16 protein-coding genes are annotated in these 19,216 nt (G+C 60.0%); 8 read left to right on the forward strand and 8 right to left on the reverse strand.

Annotation, left to right across the window (positions count from 1 at the left end; all coding sequences use genetic code 11):
- Positions 1 to 28: 28 nt before the first annotated feature.
- From ACSQ9D_RS04815 to ACSQ9D_RS04825, 3 genes are all read right to left on the reverse strand, one after another.
- Positions 29 to 1,096, reverse strand: a complete 1,068-nt coding sequence (locus ACSQ9D_RS04815; RefSeq protein ID WP_436281368.1) for an adenylate/guanylate cyclase domain-containing protein — start codon at positions 1,094 to 1,096, stop codon at positions 29 to 31.
- Positions 1,097 to 1,243: 147 nt separating this feature from the next.
- Positions 1,244 to 2,389: a ribonuclease D gene (gene rnd / locus ACSQ9D_RS04820; protein ID WP_037116947.1), complete on the reverse strand. Its 1,146-nt coding sequence runs from the start codon at positions 2,387 to 2,389 to the stop codon at positions 1,244 to 1,246.
- 83 nt (positions 2,390 to 2,472) lie between these two features.
- Positions 2,473 to 3,864 (reverse strand): multicopper oxidase family protein, encoded by a 1,392-nt coding sequence (locus ACSQ9D_RS04825; protein WP_436281369.1) that lies wholly within the window; start codon positions 3,862 to 3,864, stop codon positions 2,473 to 2,475.
- A 271-nt stretch (positions 3,865 to 4,135) separates the two neighbouring features.
- Between ACSQ9D_RS04825 and aspS the strand changes: the two genes are divergently transcribed.
- A complete protein-coding gene (gene aspS, locus ACSQ9D_RS04830) occupies positions 4,136 to 5,926 on the forward strand; it encodes an aspartate--tRNA ligase (protein ID WP_436283766.1) in 1,791 nt (596 codons plus the stop codon).
- Between the two features lie 152 nt (positions 5,927 to 6,078).
- Here the strand turns inward: aspS and ACSQ9D_RS04835 are convergent, their stop codons facing one another.
- Positions 6,079 to 7,266, reverse strand: coding sequence for a hypothetical protein (locus tag ACSQ9D_RS04835; protein WP_436281370.1), 1,188 nt, complete (start codon positions 7,264 to 7,266; stop codon positions 6,079 to 6,081).
- Positions 7,267 to 7,502: 236 nt separating this feature from the next.
- Between ACSQ9D_RS04835 and parC the strand changes: the two genes are divergently transcribed.
- Positions 7,503 to 9,758 (forward strand): DNA topoisomerase IV subunit A, encoded by a 2,256-nt coding sequence (gene parC, locus ACSQ9D_RS04840; RefSeq protein ID WP_436281371.1) that lies wholly within the window; start codon positions 7,503 to 7,505, stop codon positions 9,756 to 9,758.
- Between the two features lie 132 nt (positions 9,759 to 9,890).
- Entirely contained in the window at positions 9,891 to 10,424 is a 534-nt protein-coding gene (locus tag ACSQ9D_RS04845) for an SRPBCC family protein (RefSeq protein ID WP_436281372.1), read from the forward strand.
- On the opposite strand, the gene ACSQ9D_RS04850 is transcribed toward ACSQ9D_RS04845, so the two are convergent.
- From ACSQ9D_RS04850 to hemB, 4 genes are all read right to left on the reverse strand, one after another.
- Entirely contained in the window at positions 10,363 to 11,250 is an 888-nt protein-coding gene (locus ACSQ9D_RS04850; RefSeq protein WP_436281373.1) for a DMT family transporter, read from the reverse strand. The two genes, ACSQ9D_RS04845 and ACSQ9D_RS04850, sit on opposite strands and share 62 nt — an antisense overlap.
- On the reverse strand, positions 11,251 to 12,027 hold the full coding sequence (locus tag ACSQ9D_RS04855) for an arginyltransferase (protein ID WP_436281374.1): 777 nt from the start codon (positions 12,025 to 12,027) through the stop codon (positions 11,251 to 11,253).
- A 180-nt stretch (positions 12,028 to 12,207) separates the two neighbouring features.
- Positions 12,208 to 12,666, reverse strand: a complete 459-nt coding sequence (locus ACSQ9D_RS04860) for an RDD family protein (protein WP_436281375.1) — start codon at positions 12,664 to 12,666, stop codon at positions 12,208 to 12,210.
- 73 nt (positions 12,667 to 12,739) lie between these two features.
- Entirely contained in the window at positions 12,740 to 13,753 is a 1,014-nt protein-coding gene (gene hemB, locus ACSQ9D_RS04865) for a porphobilinogen synthase (protein WP_436281376.1), read from the reverse strand.
- Between the two features lie 134 nt (positions 13,754 to 13,887).
- Here hemB and ACSQ9D_RS04870 point away from each other — a divergent pair, with 134 nt between their 5' ends.
- The 5 genes from ACSQ9D_RS04870 to glyA all read left to right on the forward strand — a co-directional run bounded on the left by ACSQ9D_RS04870 (position 13,888) and on the right by glyA (position 19,212).
- On the forward strand, positions 13,888 to 14,325 hold the full coding sequence (locus ACSQ9D_RS04870; RefSeq protein ID WP_436281377.1) for a DUF6163 family protein: 438 nt from the start codon (positions 13,888 to 13,890) through the stop codon (positions 14,323 to 14,325).
- A gap of 130 nt (positions 14,326 to 14,455) precedes the next feature.
- Positions 14,456 to 14,971, forward strand: a complete 516-nt coding sequence (gene ldtR / locus ACSQ9D_RS04875; protein WP_007801049.1) for a transcriptional regulator LdtR — start codon at positions 14,456 to 14,458, stop codon at positions 14,969 to 14,971.
- A gap of 189 nt (positions 14,972 to 15,160) precedes the next feature.
- Entirely contained in the window at positions 15,161 to 16,006 is an 846-nt protein-coding gene (locus tag ACSQ9D_RS04880; RefSeq protein ID WP_037116936.1) for a hypothetical protein, read from the forward strand.
- 387 nt (positions 16,007 to 16,393) lie between these two features.
- On the forward strand, positions 16,394 to 17,698 hold the full coding sequence (locus tag ACSQ9D_RS04885) for a L,D-transpeptidase family protein (protein ID WP_436281378.1): 1,305 nt from the start codon (positions 16,394 to 16,396) through the stop codon (positions 17,696 to 17,698).
- A 215-nt stretch (positions 17,699 to 17,913) separates the two neighbouring features.
- Positions 17,914 to 19,212, forward strand: a complete 1,299-nt coding sequence (gene glyA / locus ACSQ9D_RS04890; protein WP_436281379.1) for a serine hydroxymethyltransferase — start codon at positions 17,914 to 17,916, stop codon at positions 19,210 to 19,212.
- The last annotated feature ends 4 nt before the right edge of the window (positions 19,213 to 19,216 follow it).

Consider the following 19,216-nt stretch of genomic DNA (forward strand, 5'->3'; position numbering starts at 1 on the left):
GGTATGCGGGTCTCGATTAGCAAGGCTTTCATGTCGGCGCGTTGACGCTTGCGTGAAGCTTTGGTGACGCTTTGCGGTTGTCTGCCTTGGCCAGCGCGATGACGCCGAGGGTTTGGCCGCGGCCCTTGACGGCGTGGCTTCCAAGATCCTCCGCCGATACCGCCTCCGGCATCTTGATCCGCTGCGCGAGGTCGGATGAGATGAGGACCGATCGGTTCAACGTCTTGCAGAGCGATTCTAGCCGGGACGCAGTGTTCACCGTGTCACCGAAATAGGTGATCTTGTGGTGGTCGACGCCGATTTCGGCCGTGATCACGGTGCCTCCGTGCAAAGCGGCGCGCAGGCGAGGGACCTGGCCATATGTCTTCAACCAGCTCTCGGCGTCCGCCTCGATCTCGCTGATGATATCGAAGATGCAGTTCACGCATCGCGCGAATTTGATCCCGCGCTCCAACGGCCAGCTGATGATCGCGGCGTCTCCGACATAGTCATCGATAGTGCCTTTGTATTTTCGCACCGGCTCGGCGAAGGCAGCAAACAGCGAGCTCAGCATCTGCTGTGCCCGAAGGTCACCATGCTTCTCGGCAAAGGCCGTCGAATCCACGAGATCGATGAACAGGAAGACGCGTTCCTCGCTGATCGGCTTCCGGTATCGGCTGAACAGCATGCTCATGAAGATGTCGCGGCCCAGCAATTCGCGGATGCGCAGCACGAAGATAATGAGCGCGCACACAGCGAGTGCATAGAGGAAGGCATCGAAGGGCAGAACGACAGCATCCACCCATGATTCAGGATGAATAGCGCCGAGCCACCACATGGCGAGGCCAGCAATCGCAAATCCGACACTCATCAGAATTTCGTAGACGAAGATCTCGGCGAGAAAGAACGTCGCCGTCGGCAATGCCTGCATGCGCCTGTAAAGGCCGCGCAGGATCACCTTTCGTTCGAAGGCAATGATCGGCATGCCGATGAACAGCGCAAAGGTTGCTCCGACGAAGGGATGCCCTCCATAGAACCGCATGTCATAGAGAACGCCGCTCGCGGCTATGACAAGCGCGATCAATAGCCAGTTCTGGACTGGAGATATTTCCCTCATGTAGTCCTTTTCGCGGTGCCGCGTCGTCGCGCATACCTAGGGCATATAGGAAACGTCGGGTGTTTCCAAAAGGCACGCTGGGTTGGTTTCCTTGATCGAATCGATCTGGAAATGACTATGCGCGCAAAAAAGTCCGCTTGATGGCGCCTAAAGCGCCACCGCCTCCACCCTCTTGCCGACGAAGCGAAGAGCGACCTGTCCCTGGATGAGCTGCAGCGCCGGCTCGCCGAACAGCTCCCGCCGCCAGCCGTGGAGCGCCGCGACTTCGGCGTTCTCGCCTTCCGCGGCGATCTTGTCGAGATCCTCGCTGTTGGCGATCACCTTCGGTGCGACGCCGTGTTTTTCCGAAATCAGCTTCAACAGGACCTTCAGCAGTTCGGCAGCGGCGGCTGCGCCTTCGGGCGGCTGGGTCTGTCGTGGTGCATGCGGCATCTCGGCCTTCGGCAACGCAAGTGCTGCATTGACGGCTTCGACGACGGCGGCACCGGTGGCGGATCGCTCCCAACCCTTCGGGATCGTGCGCAGGCGACCGAGCGCCTCAGCGTCCTTCGGCTGCTGCTGGGCGATTTCGTAGATCGCGTCGTCCTTCAGCACCCGCGACCGAGGGACGTTACGGGAGCGGGCCTCGCGCTCGCGCCAGGCAGCGACATACTTCAGGATGGCAAGCTCCTGCGGCTTGCGCAGGCGCATTTTCAGCCGCTGCCAGGCATCGTCCGGATGCATGTCGTAGGTCTCGCGGGCCTCGAGGATATCCATCTCCTCCCGAAGCCAGGACGAGCGACCTTCGCGTTCCAGCTCGGCTTTGAGATAGAGGTAGACGTCGCGCAGATGCGTCACGTCGGCAAGAGCGTAGTCCAGCTGCTTTTCCGAAAGCGGCCGGCGGCTCCAGTCGGTGAAGCGCGAAGACTTGTCGATCTGGACGCCCTTGGTGCGGCTGACGAGCTGGTCATAGGAGACGGAGTCTCCGAAACCGCAAACCATCGCGGCAACCTGCGTGTCGAAGATCGGATGCGGGATGAGACCGCCGCGGTTGTAGATGATCTCGATATCCTGGCGCGCCGCATGGAAGACCTTCAGCACGGCAGGATTGGCCATCAGCTCGAAGAACGGCGTGAGGTCGAGACCCTTCGCCAACGGATCGACCAGCACTTCCGTCGTCGGGCTTGCCATCTGGATTAAGCAGAGTTCCGGCCAGAACGTGGTCTCTCGGAGAAACTCGGTGTCGATGGTAATGAATTCTGACTTGGCCAGCTCTTTGCAGGCCGCCTCCAAATCGGCGGTTGTTTCGATCATCTCAATTCATTCGCAGGATAAACATAGTTGAACCTTCCTTCTCCTTTCGGCCGGATATGTCAACTAGAACCCGCAAAGACCTGTCAAACAACTCTAACATAACTGGTCATGCCAGTCTTTTGATGCTCGATGATGTGGCAGTGCAGCAGCCAATCGCCCAGACTGTCGGCAACGAAGGCGAGCTGCACCTTTTCATCCGGTTGGACGAGATAGGTGTCGCTGATGAGTGGCATGACATTCCGCGTCGATGACGACAGCACGGTAAAGCTCATGCCGTGCAGGTGGATGGGATGCGTATGTGGGGTCACGTTCTCGAGCTGCAGGATGTAGCTCTTGCCGAGCTTCAGTTCCGCCAGTGGTGCCGTCGGGTCAGGTGTGTCGCCTGGCCACGGCACCTTGTTGATGGCCCAGAAGCGGTAGCCCAGCGTGCCGCAGATGCTGTCGGCAGGCGCGCTTTCGGCCGTGGCGCTGAGAATGAGCGGAATCGTCTGTGCCGAGGACAGATCCGCCTTAGCGACCGGGTTTTCGCCGAGCGTGGCGAGATCGCCGACATGGCGCTTCAACGATGTTCCGACGGCCCTAAGCTTGGCAATCGTCTTCGGCGTCGTGCCCCTGATGTCTTCGAGTGTGGCAATGGCGCCCTCGCTGTCCGGCATCCGCACGGCGAGATCGAGGCGCTGGCCGGGGCCGATCAGCAGCAGATCGAGCGGAAAGCGCTTCGGTACGGGATTGCCGTCGATCGCAATCACGGTCGCCTCGGCACCTTCCATCTTCAGCGCGAAGATGCGGGTGACGTCGGTCGCGGCAATCCGTAGCCGGATAAGACCGCCGGCCGGCGCATCATATTGCGGATCCTGGTGCCAGTTGGCCGTCCTGACCGTTCCGTAGGTGCCCGTCTTTGCCGCGTCGCGCGGGCGGAAGGCCGCAATGAACTGGCCGTCGCTGCCGAGGCGCCAGTCGCGCAGATTGAGCACCACTTCGGCATCGAATGTCGGGTCAGCCGGATCCTCGACCACGAGGACACCCGTCATGCCGTGGCCCATCTGCGTCAGCGTGTTGCAATGCGGGTGATACCAGAAGGTGCCAGCGTCCGGCGGCGTGAAGGCGTAGTCGAAGCTGTCGCCGGTATAGACGTAGGGCTGCGTCATGAACGGCACGCCGTCCATCTTGTTGGCGATTCTCAAACCGTGCCAGTGGATCGTCGTCGGCTCGTCGAGCCCGTTCGTCAGCCGAGCCGCGTAGGGCTTGCCCTTCGTCATCCGCAGCACTGGTGGCATGCCGCCGTCACCCCAGGTCATGATGTCGTTCGTGACGCCGGCATCGGTAATACTGGCCGTCGTCTTCACCGCTTTCAGCACCTGCGGCTCTGGCGCTGCTTCCGCCAGCCCGAATTTTCCCGCTATCCCAACACCCGCGCCGTAGGCTCCTGCGACGGTAGAGGCTTTGAGGAGATTGCGGCGAGTGAGGAGGGGCATGTCGAGGCTCCGTGAGAACGATATCGTTCCTCTTTAAAGTTGACCGGCAGCTTCAGCAATATGGCGCGGGATTGCCAAACTGCCGCATGGCTGTTTGCGATCCCGCGGTTGCACCACTGCCATAAACCGCTCTCAAAGCGCCGGCTTGGCGCTCCAACCCTTGACAAATCAGACCGTCCATGCGCTTTTCCGCCCGATTTTCTTGTCGGCGCGGGAGAGCCTTTGGAGCCCCTTGCCGCCGTCTTTAAGCCAAATACTGGGAATTGAGATGATGCATCGTTACCGCAGCCACACATGTGCAGCCCTCCGCAAGTCGGATGTCGGCGCCAATGTCCGGATTTCCGGCTGGGTCCACCGTGTTCGTGACCATGGCGGCGTTCTCTTTATTGACCTGCGCGACCACTACGGCATCACCCAGGTCGTCGCCGATCCGGATTCGCCCGCCTTCAAGCAGGCTGAACTGGTTCGCGGCGAGTGGGTCATCCGCATCGACGGCCTCGTCAAGGCTCGTACCGAAGACACCGTCAACAAGAACATGGCGACCGGCGAGATCGAACTTTACGCGCAGGAGATCGAAGTGCTCTCCGCTGCCAAGGAATTGCCGCTGCCCGTCTTCGGCGAACCTGACTATCCGGAAGACGTGCGCCTGAAGTACCGCTTCCTCGATCTGCGTCGCGAGACGCTGCACAAGAACATCGTCAAGCGCACGCAGGTCATTTCAGCCATGCGCCGCGAGATGGGCAATATCGGCTTCACCGAATACACGACGCCCATCCTGACGGCGTCTTCGCCGGAAGGCGCACGCGACTTCCTCGTGCCGAGCCGCATTCATCCGGGCACGTTCTACGCGCTGCCGCAGGCGCCGCAGCAGTACAAGCAGCTGCTGATGGTCGCCGGTTTCGACCGGTACTTCCAGATCGCGCCGTGCTTCCGCGACGAAGACCCGCGCGCCGACCGCCTGCCGGGCGAATTCTACCAGCTCGACCTCGAAATGAGCTTCGTCGAGCAGGAAGATGTCTGGAACACGATGGAGCCGGTCATTCGCGACATCTTCGTCGAGTTTGCGCACGGCAAGCCGGTGACGGAAACGTTCCCGCGCATTCCTTATGAGACCGCCATCCGCAAGTACGGCTCCGACAAACCGGATCTCCGCAACCCGATCGAGATGCAGGCCGTCACCGAGCATTTTGACGGCTCCGGCTTCAAGGTCTTCGCCAACATGATCGCCTCGAACCCGAAGGTCGAGGTCTGGGCTATTCCGGCCAAGACCGGCGGCTCCCGCGCCTTCTGCGACCGCATGAACGCCTGGGCGCAGAGCCAGGGTCAGCCGGGCCTCGGCTACATCTTCTGGCGCAAGGAAGGGGACAAGCTCGAAGGCGCCGGTCCGCTTGCCAAGAACATCGGTGAGGAGCGCACTGACGCGATCCGCACCCAACTCGGCCTCGATGACGGCGATGCCTGCTTCTTCGTCGCTGGCGACCCCGCGAAGTTCTACAAGTTCGCCGGGGAAGCCCGCACCAGGGCTGGTGAGGAACTGAACCTCGTCGATCGCGATCGCTTCGAATGCTGCTGGATCGTCGATTTCCCGTTCTACGAATGGTTGGAAGAGGAAAAGAAGATCGACTTCGCCCACAATCCGTTCTCGATGCCGCAGGGCGGCATGGAAGCGCTCAGCGGTGCCGATCCGTTGTCGATCAAGGCTTTCCAATACGACATGGTCTGCAACGGCTTCGAGATCGCTTCGGGATCGATCCGTAACCAGCTGCCGGAAGTCATGGTCAAGGCCTTTGAATTGACCGGTAAGTCGCAGGCCGAGGTCGAGGAGCAGTTCGGTGGCCTCTACCGCGCCTTCCAGTATGGCGCCCCGCCACATGGCGGCATGGCCTTCGGCATCGATCGTATCGTCATGCTGCTCGTTGGCGCCAAGAACCTGCGCGAGATCTCGCTGTTCCCGATGAACCAGCAGGCACAGGATCTGCTCATGGGCGCTCCGACTCCGGCGACGCCGACGCAACTGCGCGAACTGGCGATCCGCCCGATTCCGCCGGTCAAGAAGGACTGAGCAGGTCTGTTTGAACACAAAAAGCCGGCGATCGATTTCGCCGGCTTTTTTGTTTCTAGGGCCGACCAGATCGCAGCGTCACCTGGCTCGCAAATACAAAGAAACCCGGCGGGCAATTGCACGCCGGGTTTCAAATACTCAAGCTCGGCACATCAATCGTTGGCCGAAACCTTCACGCCGAGAACCTGCGGCAGCGTGTTCGGTGCGCCCATCGCGGCCCCCATGATCATCGGGAACGGTACCGGCTTTGCCGGAGCAGCGGCAAGCGTCACGTTCTTCGGGTCGTCGAGGAAGGTGTTGACGGCCGTCGACACGGCGTTCTGTAGCTCCGGAATGTTGAGCTGCGCCAGCATGATCGGCGTCATTGCCTTCAGCGAATCGGCCATCTGCTGGCCGGAGATATTCTGCTGGCTGCCGGCGTAGTCGAGCGCGCGCTTGGTGATGGAGGCGTCGTCGAAGCGGATCTGGGCGCTTTCAAACGACAACTGCTGCATCAGTCCGAGCATCGAGAGGCCGAGAGCCTGCTGCGCTTCTTCCTTGTTCTGGTTCGCTTCGGCCTGCTTGGCGGCCTCCTGCAGCGACTTTATGAAAGGCATGGTGTAGCCGGAGATTTTGAAGGCGAGGTTCAGCTTGCCGATATTGTTGAAGTCGAACGCGAATTCGGAAACGTCGATCGTGCCGGGTGTCAGTTCCCAAGCGCCCTTCATGGTGATGTCGCCTTGGATGTGCTGCAGCGCCAGCTTGTCGATCGCTTCCTTGCTCTGAGCGTCGCTTGCCTTGCTGAGATCGGCCTTCAGGCCCTTGAAGGCACCATCGAAATCGAAGCCGGACTCGTCTTCGCGAAGCGTCAGGTTGACGTCGCTTTCGGCGATCGAGAACAGCTCGGCGCCGTTCTGGACAACCTTCACCGGGCCGCTGTGGGCGTTCTCGTAGAGCAGCATGGCGTCGAGCCCTTCGCCCTTCGGATCGGCAGGGATCGAAATGCCGCTAAGGGTCAGATCGGATGCCGTGAAGGTGGCGCCTTCGCTCGTGGCGCTGATGTTCGGGAAGGACGCTTCCTCGACATAATAGCCGCCATCGTCGTCTGCCTCGACGCCCGTCATGGTGATGTCGCCGATCGACACCGCTTCGCCGCTGTTTGCCTTGAAGCTCGCCTTCTTCAGCGTCACGGTCGTGCCGTCGACATTGACACCATCGGCAATGATTGTGCCGCCCTGCTGGCTATAGGCCGCATTGATCTTCTTCAGCAGATCCTGGCCATCGAGAGCGAAGGCGGAGCCGGCGAGAGAAAGAAAGGCAACGCTCGAAAGCATCAGCCGTGTCGTCCGGTAAAAAGTCATCTGGGGTCCCCTAGTGGCGGTGCGTAGCGACGGCTCAATTCGTGGCCGATCTACCGTGGTTCGATCGCGGTTTATATTTGCGGATTTCTAAATTTGTGTTGAAGGGAAAACGAAACAACGACCAAATTCAGGCAAAGTGTCTCTGTGCATTCTTTTCCTGTCCTTCGAAGACTTCATCCACAGCAGGAATGCCCGGATTCCTTGCTCAAAAGGGTCATCTCGGCTAGTCAGGACATATGGGACAAGAGATTTTGCCGCCCTCTGGCGGAGACGACGATAGTATCCTTCCGGTCGATCTGAAGGCGGCGCTCGAAGAGCGATACCTTGCCTATGCGCTGTCGACCATCATGCACCGCGCGCTCCCGGATGTGCGTGATGGCTTGAAGCCGGTGCACCGCCGGATCATTCACGCCATGAGCGAAATGGGCATTCGGCCCAACTCCGCCTTCAAGAAATGCGCCCGTATCGTCGGCGACGTCATCGGTAAGTTCCATCCGCATGGCGACCAGTCGGTTTACGATGCGCTGGTGCGCCTCGCGCAGGATTTCTCGCAGCGTTATCCCGTCGTCGACGGGCAGGGCAACTTCGGCAACATCGACGGCGATAGTGCTGCCGCCTATCGATATACCGAAGCGCGCATGACCGAGGTCGCGGGTCTGCTGCTCGATGGCATCGAACAGGATGCGGTCGACTTCCGGCTAACCTACAACGAGGAAGACGAAGAGCCGGTCGTCCTGCCGGGCGCCTTCCCGAACCTGCTCGCGAACGGTTCGTCCGGCATTGCGGTCGGCATGGCAACGTCCATTCCGTCGCACAATGTCCACGAGCTATGTGATGCCGCGCTTCACCTCATCAAGCACCCCGACGCTACGGTGGAGAAACTGGTCGAGTTCATTCCCGGTCCGGACTTCCCGACTGGCGGCATTATCATCGACGGCCGTGAGAGCATCATCGAGGCCTACAAGACCGGCCGTGGCGGTTTCCGCACACGCGCCAAGTGGGAGATCGAGGATCTCGGCCGCGGCGGCTACCAGATCATCGTCACCGAAATCCCGTTTCAAGTGCAGAAGTCCCGCCTGATCGAAAAGAGCGCAGAACTGCTGCTGGCGCGCAAGCTGCCCTTGCTCGAGGACATCCGGGACGAATCCGCTGAAGACGTTCGCGTCGTGCTGGTGCCGAAGAACCGCACGGTCGACCCGACGATCCTTATGGAATCCATGTTCAAGCTAACGGAGCTGGAAAGCCGCTTCCCGCTGAACATGAACGTTCTTTCGATGGGGCGCATCCCGCGCGTCATGGCTTTGAATGAGGTGCTGAAGGAATGGCTCGACCATCGGCGCGAGGTGCTCCAGCGCCGCTCGCGCTTCCGTCTGGCCGCCATTGACCGGCGCCTGGAAATCCTCGGCGGCTTGCTGATCGCTTACCTAAATATCGATGAAGTCATCCGCATCATCCGCGAAGAGGACGAGCCGAAGCCGGTGATGATCGCGCGCTGGTCGCTCACCGACAATCAGGTCGAAGCGATCCTGAACATGCGATTGCGCTCGTTGCGCAAGCTCGAGGAGTTCGAGATCCGCACGGAGTTCGACGGGCTCACCAAGGAGAAGGGCGAGATCGAGGCCCTGCTGGCATCGGAAGAAAAGCAGTGGCAGACGGTCGCTTGGGAAATCGGCGAGGTGAAGAAGAAGTTCGCGAAAGCGACCGAGCTCGGCCGCCGCCGCACACAGTTCGCCGAGGCACCCGAGGCCGACGAGCAGGCCATCCAGCAGGCGATGATCGAGAAAGAACCGATCACCGTCGTCGTCTCCGAAAAGGGTTGGATCCGCGCACTGAAGGGGCACATCTCCGACACCGCGACCTTGACCTTCAAGGAAGGCGACGCGCTGAAGGTTGCCTTCCCGGCGCAGACGACCGACAAGATCCTCATCATCACGACAGGTGGCAAGGCCTTCACCCTCGGCGGCGACAAGCTGCCTGGCGGTCGAGGCCACGGCGAACCGCTGCGCATCATGATCGACATGGAAAACGATCAGGACGTCCTGACCGCCTTTGTGCACGATCCGGCTCGCAAGCAGATGATCGTCTCGACGGCTGGCAATGGCTTCGTCGTTGCCGAAGCCGACATGGTGGCCAATACCCGCAAGGGCAAGCAGATCATGAACGTCTCCATGCCTGATGAGACGAAGCTGATCGTTCCCGTCAGCGGCGACCATGTCGCCGTCGTCGGCGAGAACCGCAAGCTGCTCGCCTTCCCACTGGCGCAGGTGCCGGAAATGGGTCGCGGCAAGGGCGTTCGCCTGCAGCGCTACAAGGATGGCGGCATCTCCGACGTGCGCTGCTTCGCGATCGCTGACGGGCTCGTCTGGGAAGACAGCGCCGGCCGCACCTTCACCAAGAACAAGGACGAGCTTGCCGAATGGCTCGCTGATCGCGCGACAGCCGGCCGCACCGTTCCGAAGGGCTTCCCGCGCAGCGGCAAGTTTGCCGGCTAAGACAAAAAAATCCTGGCCTCGCTCTTGGCGAGCGAGGCAACTCCTCTACCTCTGTCCTGTAATCACAACATGGACAGACATCATTCCGCAGGCGGACGGAATGATCGAATGTGGCGCTTCAGGGAGAACGTCATGTCCGATCACGGAGGAATGTTGATGAGTGCTTGCAATACCATCACCCTGAACGTTGCGCATACTTTCAATGCCTCGCCCTGCGCTGTCTATGACGCATGGCTGAACCCGCAAATCGCAAAACGATTCCTCTTCGCGAGCGACGAAGGCCGGGTTATCCGTGCCGATATCGATCCGAAGGTCGGCGGCCATTTTCTCGTCATCGACCGGCGTCCGACAGGTGATGCGGTCCATTACGGCGTGTTTCTGGAATTGCGCCGGCCGCGGCGAATGGTCTTCTGCTTCTCGGCAGCCGAGCATGACCACAACGCAGATCGAATCCACATTGACATCGAACCACTGGCCGAAGGCACGCGGTTGACACTCTCACACGAAATGTGCGCCGAATGGGGGCAGTTCGAGGAGCAGACGCGACAAGGCTGGGTTCATGTGATGCAAGGGCTTGAACGCGAGCTCGAGGCGATGCAGGTGGTCAATGTGCCAGAGATTGTCGCGCAGGCTGCCTCCGAACCATCCAAAGCGAGTGCGCCATAATCGCGCAGACCAGGATCGCACCGCCGACGAGCGTCATCGTCGGGGGCGTTTCCGCGAAGACCAGCCAGATCCAGATCGGAGCCAGGATGGTTTCGAGGAGATAGAACATGCCGACTTCGGGCGCGGATAGATAGCGTGGTCCCGTGGCGAGGCACCAAAAGGCAACTGGCATCAGAAGTGCGCCATTGAGGATGATCCAGGCCGGGTGTTCTATGGCGAGCGCGCTCGGCAATGCCATGGCAAAGCCGAGGATGGCGGGCAGGGCGGCGGCAAGCAGGGGCACGTAGCCCATGTCCCGTCGTGATGCCCGGCCGACTGTAATCGCCGATGCAAGGATAAAGGCGCTGAGCAGCGCCATGGCATCACCAAAGACATGGCCGCCGGCCAATCCATCATGCACGATCAAGCCAACACCGAACACCATCACCGCCATGGTGACGAGCGTGGATATCGAAGGGCGTTCCTTGAGGAACACCCATGATAGAAGCGCGCCGAACATCGGATTGAACGCGACGATGAAGACCACATTGGCTGTCGCCGTATTGAAGACGGCAAGCAGGAAGGTCAGCGTCGAACAGCCATAGAGCAGTCCCGCCGCAAGGCCGTGCCTGCCGGGCACGAGCACCGGCCACGTGCCTTTGACGTATCTGATAACGCAGATCACCAGCAGCGCGACGGCAACCGTCGTGAGGCTGCGCATGCCGAGGATCGACCACATGTCTCCATGTGCAAGGCGTACCAGCGGAATGTCCATGGAAAGAGCCAGACCGCCGATCGCTGTCAGCAGCAGACCCTTCCGATGATCGGAAAGGGCAGGGAGGGGCATTTAGTAGCGTGTGCTTTCGGGCATTGCGGAGGGATCGAAACGTTCCCAGCCGCGCGAAGTCAGGTGCTCCTGTGGCTGGAAGCGAGTCTTGTAGTCCATTTTCCGCGACCCTTGAACCCAGTAGCCCAGGTAGACGTGCGGAAGACCCAAAGCCTTTGTGCGCTTGATGTGGTCAAGAATCATAAACGACCCAAGGGAGCGTCGATCCATGTCAGGATTGAAGTAGGAATAGACCATGGACAGGCCATCGCTCATCGTATCCGTGAGAGCAGCGGCCAGCAGCTCACCCGTCGGGCGCTCTTCGAGGCCAGCGCCTTCCTTTCGAAGCCGATACTCGATGATCTTGGTGTTGACATGTGTATCCTCGACCATGATGGCATAGTCGAGCACGGTCATGTCGGACATTCCGCCCTGTTGGTGGCGAAAGTCGAGATAGCGTCGGAATAGCGAATATTGCTCGCTGGAGGGTTGAGCGGGGAATTCGGTGGAGATGATATCGGCATTCGTCGCCAGCACCCGCTTCATTGATTTCGTCGGCAGGAACTCCTGCGCGAGGATACGGACCGAAATGCAGGCACGGCAGGCCTCGCACGCCGGTCGATAGGCAATGTTCTGCGACCGGCGAAAGCCGCCTTGTGTCAGGATATCGTTCATCTCCGCTGCGCGGGGGCCGACGAGATGTGTAAAGACCTTGCGTTCCATCTCGTGGGCCAGATAAGGGCACGCAGCCGGAGCAGTCAGATAAAACTGCGGTGATGGCGTCGTCTGCGTATTCATCTGTTGCGGAGATTTCCTTCGGTTCGTTGCGTGTCTGACTAGGATGACTTAAGAATGAAAAACGTCAACAGCGGGGCCAGTCTCCTGCCCGATATCGCGCGTTATACTTTTGGATATGGCGCCGAAAGGCTCCCGGCAAAGGCCAGGAGCAGCGTTTATTTTCGCTTGTAGCGAGCCTGATCAGGCGGTGCGTACCGTGACGGTGCCCACCAGAAAATCGTGGATCAACCGGCTGCGCTCGGTAAATAGGCCGACCAGCAGAATCAGCGGCGTCAGAACGGAGTTCAGGATCCAGAAAAGCGCCAGGTGAACGATGGCGGTCAGAAAGTCCATCCGCTGCCCGTCGACACGCACGATCGCAATCCCCATTGCGCGCATGCCGAGAGAGGCTTGATTGGGGCCGCCCACCGTAAAGCCGAAATAGAGGCCCGCGACGATCAGGAACAGCGCCGGATAAAGAAAGAATCCCAGCCCCAGTGTGACGATCGACAGGAAGAAAAGCACGACCGCTGCCGGGATGCAGAGCAGCAGGACGATCACGTAGTCGAGGAGGAATGCGAAGACACGACGGCTCAGCGTGCCGCTATAGGCGCGCCAGTCGTCCGGTGCAGCATAAAGCGGGTTGGGAGTGAGCGTCATCGTTGCGGCTCCTTTCGAGAAAACGATGCCGCTGATATGGTATCGCTTCGTGCAAATGCAATATTGGGCGCCATCAGCGCTTGGCGAGGATCCTGGCCACCTCGACCGCAAAATAGGTGAGGACGCCATCGCAGCCCGCACGCTTGAATGACAGCAGGGTCTCCAGCATCGCGCGCTCGCCGTCGATCCAGCCATTCATCGCGGCAGCCTTGATCTGCGTGTACTCACCGGAAACCTGATAGGCAAAGGTCGGCAGACCGAAGGCCTCCTTCATGCGCCAGCAGATGTCGAGATAGGGCAGTCCTGGCTTGACCATCAGCATGTCGGCACCTTCCTCCACGTCAAGCGCGGCGTCGCGGATCGCTTCGGTGCCGTTTGCCGGATCGATGTAGTAGGTCTTCTTGTCGCCCTTGAGCAGTCCGCCCGTCGAGATCGCCTCGCGGTAGGGGCCGTAGAAAGCCGAGGCGAACTTGGTGGCATAGCTCATGATGCCGACGTTTTGATGCCCTGCGGCATCGAGCGCGCGGCGGATGGCTCCGATTCTGCCGTCCATCATCTCCGAGGGAGAAATGATGTCCGATCCGGCATTTGCCTGCATCACGGCTGCGCGCGCGACCTGATCGACCGTCTCGTCGTTGACGATCTCGCCCTGTCGCAGGATCCCGTCATGGCCATGGCTCGTGAAAGGATCGAGCGCCACATCCGTGATTACGCCGATGCCTGGCACCGCCTTCTTGATCGCGGTCGTTGCCTGGTTGATCAGGTTGTTGGCTTCGAGACTGTTCGAGCCGGTTTCGTCGCGCAGTTCCATCTCGATATTGGGGAAGGTCGCGATTGCCGGGATGCCGAGGTCAGCCGCTTCTTTCGTGGCTTCGACGAGCTTGTCAACGCTCATGCGGTTGACGCCGGGCATCGCCGATATCGGCTCGACGATGCCGGTGCCCGGCACGACGAAAACCGGCCAGATGAGATCGTCGACCGTCAGGCGGTTTTCCTGAACGAGGCGTCGCGTCCAATCGGCCTTGCGGTTGCGGCGCATGCGCCGATGGCCGGTGATTTCGTCGACGAGGTGGGTCTTGTCCTGCATGGTCGTTCCAGCTTTCTGCCATTCCAATTGTCGAAGCGCTCATTATCATGGCGCTGCCGAAATCCAAACCGGACGATTGGCCGCAATGGACGAGGCGCTGGCGAAGTCGCAACCGCAACCTTATTGTTTGAGACATGGACCCTGATTCTCCGACGATACCGAAACCGACGCTGACCAGCGTTCTCTTCGTCCTGTTCCTGCGGCTTGTCGCCATTTCCTGCTTCTGGTTCGGATTGCAGTATTGGGCGATGCTTGTCGGCTATTCGCTGGTGGGGGCAGGGCGCTTCGATCTGCTCAGCCTTCCCTGGAAGGTCGCAAGCACCTGCCTTGCCGTTCTCTTCCCTGTCGCGTCTCTCGGCCTGTGGCTTGCCGTGTCCTGGGGTCCTGTTATCTGGGTGCTCGCGGCGGGCGGGCAGATCATCATGTACGGCTTCATGCCGGAGGTTTTCGGGGCCAACCGGCTGATCGTTCTGCTGCATGTTGCGGTAGGCCTGGTCTACCTGGGATTCCGCGCCGCGCTCTGGTACGAGAAGCGCAAGCGGCGCCAGCAGGTAAGCGTTGATTTACCCTGATACAACGCGGGTTTCCGGTAAGGCACTGTTAAGCCTGCGGTTTAAGTAGAATTTTATTTGTATTCGATAGGGTCTGTCTCAAGGCGGGAAGAAAACCAACACCGCCAAACAAAACAGTGAGGCAGTCATCATGAACACGAAAATCAAGCCGCAGGCGGTATCGAACTTCCGTGACCAGCAGGAACAGGGCATCCGTGATCTTTACATGGAATCCCTTCATCTTGTTGAACGTCTTCACCGCCGTCTGCTCGACGTCATCAAGGATGAGTTCGACCGTCAGGGTCGCAGCGACGTCAACGCCGTCCAGGCACTTCTTCTCTTCAATATCGGCAACTCCGAGCTGACCGCCGGCGAACTTCGCTCTCGCGGTTACTATCTCGGCTCCAACGTCTCATACAACGTCAAGAAGCTGGTCGACCTCGGCTTCATCAACCATCAGCGCTCGCGCATCGACCGTCGCTCGGTCCGCATCAGCCTGACGGAAACGGGCCAGGACATCGCCGAAACCGTCGCCAAGCTCTATGAACGCCATATCGGCTCGATCGACAAGGTCGGCGGCATCGGCACCGACGAATTCACGCAGATGAACAAGCTGCTCACCCGTCTGGACCGCTTCTGGAACGACCAGATCCTCTATCGCCTGTAATCTCTTAAGCCAACTTCCCTGCTGGCTTATTGGACCTCCAAGGCACGAAAGGGCGCAACGGTATTCCGTGGCGCTCTTTTCGCCGTTTGCTGCGCCTCGTTGCGGGGAGGGGCTACATATTCGGTCGCCGACTTGATAATGACGTCCGCACGAACCGTGGGTTTTCGCGTGAATCAGGAGTTGCAGGTCATGACGTCAGCTGTATTGGCTGCAAGTGGGGGGGTGAAGCAGGTCATCTGCATAAGCTGGGGAACCAAGTACGGCGCCCCCTTCATCAACCGCCTCTACGCCATGGTGAAGCGCAACATTACGCCGCCCTTCACTTTCACTTGCTTTACCGACAACCGCGCCGGCTTGAATCCCGAAATCCTCTGCGAAGACCTGCCGCCGCTGGATGTCGAGAACATGCCGGTGAGGACGAAGGGGATCTGGCCCAAGGGGCGGCTTTGGGGTCCGAAGCTTGGGAATTTGAGCGGCCCGGTCCTGTTCCTGGACCTCGATCTGGTGATTGTCGGCTCTCTCGACTCATTCTTCGAGGTTGGCGAACCGGATGACGTCATCCTGTCGCGCAACCAGACGACGCCGTTTGAACGCCTCGGGCAGACCTCTCTCTTTCGCTTCCCGGTCGGCAAGCTTGTTCCGTTGCAGGAGACGTTCCGCGCCGATCCGCAGGGCGTGGCTGACAAGTACGAATTCGAACAGCGCTTCGTGACACGAAATGCGCCCGGTGGCGCGACGTTCTTTCCCCGCCGCTGGGTCCTGCACTTCAGGCAGGATTGCCGGTGGCCTTTCCCACTGAATTATTTCCTAACACCGCGCCTTCCCGCGAACGCCCGGGTGATCCTCTTTCCACGCGATTTTCATCCGCAGTTCGCGGTCGAAGGGCGCTTCGGTCTGAAGGGGCGTGCCGCGCCGCCGCTTGATCACATCTCGCATATGTTCGATCCGGAGCGGAGGAGGAACAAGTCGCTGTTTCGTTATCTGCGCCACTATATCCGTCCAACGCCATGGGTGGCCGACCACTGGCGCGAGTAATCCGGACCCCGTCGGCGATTTCGTGACATCTTTGCAACGCATGGCAGGCAAGCATAATCGCCTGTATTCAAGCCGTTTTTTAGCCGCTATTAACCGCCACATTCTGTGGATCGGTATGGTTTTTTGCGCATCGCCCGCCACCGACGGTTGAGCGTGGTGTAGGGCGACACGAATTGGCCATATTAGCATGTCAGCGGAAATACACGGCAAATGGCGCTTCCCCAATTGAGGTCCGATAACCTCGCGCTCCCGGCTCGCAATCATGTGATCGCCGGCAGAGAGATTGTGCGATGCGCCGTGGCGACGGGTAGATAGAGATTTGCGTTCTCGCAGGGATAGCGAAGGCCGCCGGTCTCTCAAGCAGCGGCAATTTAGTGGTTGGGATGAATGTCGAAGAAAATCGGAACTGAAGCTTTCTCTCGTCGGGCGTTTCTGACGTCTGCGGCAATGGTCGGCGCGGGCGCCCTGGCAGCCCCCGCATTCGCGCAATCGGCCATCGATTCGCTCATCAATGCTCCGCAGCGGGGCGATTGGGACGACCAGTTCGATGCCAAGGCTGCATCCCGCACGGCGACAGCCGTCGTTTCGAACACGCCGATTCTCGGGCCGCAGTCGGTGCCGAGCATCCAGCAGGCGATCGCCCAGTATCAGCAGATCGCTTCCTCAGGCGGCTGGCCGGAAGTGAGCCCAAGCCAGCAGCGTCTGCAGATCGGTGTGACTGATCCGGCCGTCCAGAGCCTTCGTCAGCGCCTGATTATCACCGGCGACCTGCCACGCGAAGCGGGCATTTCCAGTGCATTCGACTCCTATGTCGACGGTGCCGTCAAGCGCTTCCAGGCGCGCCACGGCCTTCCGGCTGACGGTGTCATCGGCGAGTTCACCTTGAAGGCCATGAACATTCCGGCTGACGTTCGTCTGCAGCAACTGAACACCAATCTCATCCGCATTCAGACGTTCCCGGAAGAACTGGGACGCCGCCATCTGATGGTCAACATTCCGGCGGCTTATGTCGAGGCGGTCGAAGACGGCAGCGTTGCCACGCGCCATGCAGCCGTCGTCGGCCGCATCAGCCGTCCCACGCATCTCGTCAACTCGAAGATCTACGAGGTCATCCTCAATCCGTACTGGACGGCACCGCGCTCGATCGTCGAAAAGGACATCGTGCCGCTGATGCGCAAGGATCCGACCTACCTCGAGAAGAATGCCATTCGCCTGATTGACGGCAAGGGCAATGAGGTGGCGCCGGAAACGGTCGACTGGAATGCCGAGAAGGCGCCAAACCTGATGTTCCGTCAGGACCCAGGCAAGATCAACGCGATGGCCTCCACGAAGATCAATTTCTACAACAAGAACGGCGAGTACATGCATGACACGCCGCAGCAGGGCCTTTTCAACAAGCTCATGCGCTTTGAGTCCTCCGGCTGTGTCCGCGTTCAGAATGTTCGCGACCTGACGACGTGGTTGCTTCGCGAGACCCCGCCGTGGTCGCGTCAGCAGATGGAGCAGGTCATCACGACCCGCGTCAACACGCCGATCAAACTCGCTGAAGAAGTGCCGGTTTACTTCGTTTACATCTCTGCCTGGGGCATGCCCGACGGCGTCGTGCAGTTCCGCGACGATATCTACCAGCTCGATGGCAATGCCGAACTCGCGCTCGACACGACGGCGGGCACGGAGCAGCCGGTTCAGTAGCTTCATGCGTTTGAATTGGGAAACCGCGCTGGAAGGCGCGGTTTTTTGTTTACGTCCCTCTGCTGGATTCCTGTGATAAGCACAGGAATGAGGTAGAGGTGAGCTAGGCGCGGTTCTTGTTGCGCGTAGATTGCCTAGCAAATGTCGTTCCTCGTATTGCCCTTGACAGGGCGGGACGCTAATACCTTCGCGCATTCCAGTTGAGGAGCCCGCCCATGACAAATGCTTCCACCCAGACCTTCTTTAATCGTTCGCTTGCCGATACCGATCCGGACATCTTCGGCGCGATCGAAAAGGAGCTCGGCCGCCAGCGGCATGAGATCGAGCTCATCGCATCGGAAAACATCGTTTCCCGCGCGGTGCTGGAAGCCCAGGGCTCCATCATGACGAACAAGTATGCCGAGGGATATCCGGGCAAGCGCTATTACGGCGGCTGCCAGTTCGTCGACATCGCCGAAGAACTGGCGATCGAACGCGCCAAGAAGCTCTTCGGCGTCAACTTCGCCAACGTTCAGCCGAACTCGGGTTCGCAGATGAACCAGGCCGTGTTCCTCGCATTGCTGCAGCCGGGCGACACCTTCATGGGCCTCGACCTCAACTCGGGCGGTCACCTGACGCATGGCTCGCCAGTCAACATGTCCGGCAAGTGGTTCAACGTCGTGTCCTACGGCGTCCGCGAAGGCGACAACCTGCTCGACATGGACGAGGTCGCCCGCAAGGCGGAAGAGCACAAGCCGAAACTCATCATCGCCGGCGGTACTGCTTATTCCCGTATTTGGGACTGGAAGCGCTTCCGCGAGATCGCTGACTCCGTTGGCGCGTACCTCATGGTTGATATGGCTCACATCGCCGGTCTCGTTGCAGGTGCCCAGCATCCGTCGCCGTTCCCGCATTGCCACGTTGCCACGACCACGACCCACAAGTCGCTGCGCGGCCCGCGCGGTGGTGTGATCCTGACCAACGACGAGGATCTGGCGAAGAAGTTCAACTCGGCCGTCTTCCCGGGTCTCCAGGGCGGTCCGCTGATGCACATCATTGCAGCCAAGGCCGTTGCCTTCGGCGAAGCGCTGCAGCCTGAGTTCAAGGACTATGCGGCCCAGATCGTCAAGAACGCCAAGGCGCTTGCCGAAACGCTGATCGCCGGTGGCCTCGACGTCGTCTCCGGCGGCACCGACAACCACCTGATGCTCGTCGACCTTCGCAAGAAGAATGCAACCGGCAAGCGGGCGGAAGCAGCGCTTGGCCGCGCCTACATCACCTGCAACAAGAACGGCATTCCGTTCGATCCTGAAAAGCCCTTCGTGACCTCGGGCGTCCGTCTCGGCGCACCGGCCGGCACGACGCGCGGCTTCAAGGAAGCGGAATTCAAGGAAATCGGCAACCTCATCGTCGAGGTTCTCGATGGCCTGAAGGTCGCCAACTCCGACGAAGGTAACGCAGCCGTCGAAGCCGCAGTACGTGGCAAGGTGATGAACCTCACCAACCGCTTCCCAATGTACGACTACATCGGCTAAGGAT

Origin of the sequence: Rhizobium sp. LjRoot258 (assembly GCF_964254185.1) — a bacterium.
Lineage (GTDB): Bacteria > Pseudomonadota > Alphaproteobacteria > Rhizobiales > Rhizobiaceae > Rhizobium.